5 protein-coding genes are annotated in these 3884 nt (G+C 52.9%); 2 read left to right on the top strand and 3 right to left on the bottom strand.

Going from position 1 to position 3884, the window contains the following annotated elements; translation table 11 throughout:
• On the top strand, positions 1 to 293 hold a 293-nt coding region (locus Q0231_RS01540; RefSeq protein WP_299344141.1), incomplete at its 5' end, for a PfkB family carbohydrate kinase.
• 48 nt (positions 294 to 341) lie between these two features.
• Here the strand turns inward: Q0231_RS01540 and dut are convergent.
• The 3 genes from dut to Q0231_RS01525 are packed head-to-tail and all read right to left on the bottom strand — an operon-like array spanning position 342 to position 3318.
• A complete protein-coding gene (dut, locus tag Q0231_RS01535) occupies positions 342 to 797 on the bottom strand; it encodes a dUTP diphosphatase (RefSeq protein ID WP_299344138.1) in 456 nt (151 codons plus the stop codon).
• Positions 798 to 802: 5 nt separating this feature from the next.
• Complete coding sequence (coaBC, locus tag Q0231_RS01530) at positions 803 to 2032, bottom strand: bifunctional phosphopantothenoylcysteine decarboxylase/phosphopantothenate--cysteine ligase CoaBC (protein WP_299344135.1); 1230 nt, start codon at positions 2030 to 2032, stop codon at positions 803 to 805.
• 23 nt (positions 2033 to 2055) lie between these two features.
• On the bottom strand, positions 2056 to 3318 hold the full coding sequence (locus Q0231_RS01525; RefSeq protein ID WP_299344131.1) for an AarF/UbiB family protein: 1263 nt from the start codon (positions 3316 to 3318) through the stop codon (positions 2056 to 2058).
• A gap of 291 nt (positions 3319 to 3609) precedes the next feature.
• On the opposite strand from Q0231_RS01525, the gene Q0231_RS01520 reads away from it, so the two are divergent.
• The coding region (locus Q0231_RS01520) for a hypothetical protein (RefSeq protein ID WP_299344128.1) at positions 3610 to 3884 on the top strand (275 nt) is incomplete at its 3' end.

The following is a 3884-nucleotide window of genomic DNA, read 5'->3' as shown; positions in this document are numbered from 1 at the left end:
CCATTCAGGCAGATTGCCCGCTAACCGCTGTCACTCACGGCGAAGAGGGTTGTTATGTGATTGATGCCGATGGTGTGCAGCATGTGCCAACGACCCCCGTTAAGCGTTTAATTGACACTACCGGTGCTGGGGACATGTTTGCCGCTGGATTCCTGTATGGCCATGCATTGGGTTTATCCAATCAGATCGCTGCATCGCTAGGGAATTTGTCAGCCGGCGAAGTATTGGGACATATCGGCCCGCGGCCGCAGCGAAATTTGCAAGAGCTGGCGCAGCAGGCAGGCCTGTTTTAAATTTGCGTATCTTCATCCCGGTTTGACATCGGGATGATGTGCCGCCTGTCAGGTTCCAGTGCTGCCAAAACCACCGGCACCGCGCTCTGTTTCATCAAGCGTTTCAACAGCAACAAACTTCGCCTGAACCACCGGCGCAATCACCATCTGCGCAATGCGATCGCCACGGTTGATGGTGAAGGGCTTTTTGCCGTGATTGATAAGAATGACCATCACTTCACCCCGGTAGTCAGCATCAATGGTGCCCGGCGCATTAAGTGTCGTGACCGCAAACTTTGCCGCAAGGCCAGAACGGGGACGAATTTGCGCTTCATAGCCTTCTGGCAAGCCAAGGGCAAAACCCAAAGGCACAATGCCATGATCACCCGCTTCAATAACCATTGGCTCATCGTTTGGAACGGCCGCGCACAAATCAAGTCCAGCCGCCCCAGCGGTTGCCTGAAAGGGGGCTTTCAATCCGGCGCCATGGGGAAGAACCTTGTATTTTACTTCTAATGCGCTCATAGGGCTTAGTCCGATTGTTTTAGAAATGATGCGATGCGGTTTGCGAGCTTTTGCCCCACTTCCGCTTTGCTCATTTGGGGCCATTCATGGTGGCCTTGGTCGTCAAAAAACACAATGGCATTGCTGTCCCCGCCAAATGTACCGGTTTTTGCGCTCACATCGTTTGCCAACAGCCAATCGCAGCCCTTACGCTCATATTTTGCACGGGCATGTTCTGTCACATTGTCAGTTTCAGCGGCAAAGCCAATCACGAGCGCCGGGCGTTCGCCCGGTTCAAGCGCGGCCACAGATTTCAAGATGTCTGGGTTTAAAACCATCTCAAGGCTTGGGGCTTCCCCGTCGCCGGTTTTCTTTATCTTTTTGCTTCCCACCTCTTTGGGCCGCCAATCCGAAACAGCAGCGCAAAATATCGCCACATCGCAAGGCAGCGCTTCATGCACCGCATCATACATGTCTTGGGCGGTGGTGATCTGGGTCACATTCACCCCATTGGGCGGCGGCACTTCTGCGGCACCGGTTACAAATTCAATTTCGGCGCCCGCAGCGCGCAAAGCCGCAGCAATGGCCGTGCCTTGTTTGCCCGAAGATGCATTGGTCAAATAGCGCACCGGGTCTAGCGGCTCACGTGTTGCACCAGAGGTGATCAAAATGCGCTTGCCCTTTAGCGGCAAGTTCTCACCAAATGTATAGAAATAGTCTTCAATCGCGGCAAAAACCGTTTCAGGTTCTGCCATTCTGCCTGGGCCGAATTCGCCGCAGGCCATTTCCCCTTCATCGGGGCCAACAATTTGCATGCCGTCCTCAACGATCAAATTGAGATTGCGCTGGGTCGGTCCTGCGGACCACATTTTAACATTCATTGCCGGGGCAACGATTACATGTTTGTCCCGCGCTAAAATAGCGGTGGAGGCCAGATCATCAGCCAATCCGTTGGCCATTTTCGCCATAAAGTTCGCGGTGCAAGGGGCAACCACAATCAGGTCTGCATCCCGCACCAATTCAATATGTCCAATGTCGCTCTCGCGCGTTAAATCAAACAATTCGCTCAGCGCTTCGTTGCCTGCAATTGTTCCGGCGGTCAGCGGGGTCACAAACTCTTGCGCGGAGACGGTCAGGATCGGCTGGACTTCACCACCCGCTTTCTTGATCAAGCGAATAATGTCGATCGCCTTAAAAGCGGCTATGCCGCCGGTAATGATCAATAGTATTTTGCGGCCTGCCAACATGCTGGGCATACTCCGTTTCAATGGACTTGAGGCTAAACTAGCGTTTTTATCGCTGCCGCGCCAACACCAATCATTAAAGCAACCACCAAAGCGGCGAACCAACTTGTCATAAAGAAAGGTGGGTTTGCGCGGTCTTTTTCGGCTTGGTCTAACATCGCTTCATAACGCTGCACCAATAGAGGTATCTTTTTCGCTGCGCCATATAGTGCAAAGGCTGTGTCTTTGGCTTCCTCGGCAATGCCAATGGGCCCCACATTGCGCTTCACCCATTTGCTGACGATGGGTTCGGCCACGGTCCAAATGTTCAGTTCAGGGTCCAGCGTGCGCGCCACCCCTTCAACCAAAACCATGTTCTTTTGCAGCATCACCAATTCGGGGCGGGTTTCCATTTCAAAAAGGGCCGTATTGTCCAGCAATTGGCTGAGCACCCTTGCCATGGAGATCTCATTCGCCGGACGTCCCACAAGTGGCTCGCCGATTGAGCGTAGCGATTGTGCAAAATCGTCGACCGATTGATGTTTGGGCACATAGCCAATGTCAAAATGCAATTGTGCGATATGGCGATAGTCGCGCCGGATGAACCCATAAAGGATTTCCGCCAAGAATTTCTGCTCTTGCTTGCTAATCCGGCCCATAATGCCAAAATCGACCGCCCGCACGTTGCCGGTCTTAGGGTCAACAAACAGATTGCCCGGGTGCATGTCTGCATGGAAATAGCCATCGCGGATCGCATGACGCAAAAAGTGCTGCATCAATTCTTTCGCTACTTTTTTGCGATCAACACCAGCTTTGTCTAATTGCTCATGTTCGCGGATCGGTATGCCGTCCATCCACGAGGTCACCAACACGTCGCGCGCTGTTTGTGGCCAATGCACCGTAGGGATTTCAAATCCCTCGTCGTCTTTGGTGTTTTCAAAAAGTTCAGAAATGGCCGCCGCTTCCATGCGCAGGTCCATTTCCAAAATGGCAGAGCGTTCCAGCGTGTCCACAATGTCTTTGGGCCGCAAGCGCTTGAGTTTTGGGATAGCGAATTCGGCAAAACCCGCTGCAGCCTTTAACGAAGCAAGGTCCTTTTTAAACCGCACCGCCACGTCGGGGCGCAACAATTTAATCGCCACCTTTTGGTTTGTGCCATCATCATTGATCAGGGTCGCGCTATGCACTTGCGCAATTGAGGCTGCAGCCACTGGGTCAGAAATATCGGTCAGCGTGTTAACTTTGTCACCAAGCGCCGCGGCCAAAATCAACCCAACAACCCACGACTGTACTACGGCATTAAGAGGCGAGGGGAACATGGTGGCGGACGTGGCGAAGCGTTGCCGCTGGTGAAGTCAGGCGTCAGTCGCGAGCGGTCCAAGACACCACGCATTCGAGCGACCAACAAAGGCGCTAAGATCACTTACAACATCCCAGCATTTAACTTTCGACCAGCCAAAAGCCAAGTCAACATGCGAGAGGAATTCAATCGCGTGCTACCCGATGAGGAACGCTTTGCAGCGGAAGAGTTCGAGGATGTCGTAGGCATAATCATCGATCAAATACAGTTAACAAAACGAACAGAGATCAGAAGTCTGTAAAGGGAAACCATGTCACGTTACAAGCTCCACTCGCTGCAAATTCACGCCGACGGAATGGGTTCTGCTGTTGTCGTACCAGACATCCTCAGCCAAGAACTTACGAGTGACGCGACGGTGTTACGTGAGCTTGTGGCGGCTGACATCTCGCCAAAGTTCGCGGCGATTGCTGCGATCAAGTTGGCACAGTCGATTGAATCGTTTGCCATCGACACAATCTTGGACACCATCGGCACGCAGGGGCTTGGGGTCAAGTCGGCGACGAATCCAGGTGTGAGTTTGTTTCT

Source organism: uncultured Maritalea sp. (assembly GCF_937139385.1).
Lineage (GTDB): Bacteria > Pseudomonadota > Alphaproteobacteria > Rhizobiales > Devosiaceae > Maritalea > Maritalea porphyrae_A.
This window is presented reverse-complemented; position numbering and strand designations above follow the sequence as displayed.